Origin of the sequence: Ligilactobacillus equi DSM 15833 = JCM 10991, assembly GCF_001435735.1 — a bacterium.
Lineage (GTDB): Bacteria > Bacillota > Bacilli > Lactobacillales > Lactobacillaceae > Ligilactobacillus > Ligilactobacillus equi.
On sequence record NZ_AZFH01000165.1, the window covers coordinates 1 to 226 of the forward strand.

At 43.8% G+C, this 226-nt stretch carries 1 pseudogene; it reads right to left on the reverse strand.

Going from position 1 to position 226, the window contains the following annotated elements:
* Nucleotides 1-18 precede the first annotated feature (18 nt).
* Nucleotides 19-226 (reverse strand): annotated as a pseudogene (locus tag FC36_RS08875) (transposase); the annotation flags it as partial.

The following is a 226-nucleotide window of genomic DNA, read 5'->3' on the forward strand; positions in this document are numbered from 1 at the left end:
CCCTGATCTGATCCACAATTACCGTTTTATCTTTGGCTTTGAGGGTCCGAACAGGGTCAGTGATTTTTTTAAGATATCACGCTCCATCTTAACTTGACGGAGTTCTTGTTTCAACGCCTCCATTTCGTCGCTTTCCTTCTTCAACATTTTACGGGCATTCTTCTTACTTATCTTTGACACCTTACTTGGCCTACCTTTCTTCTTCGGTTTCAAGGCCTCCAGTCCG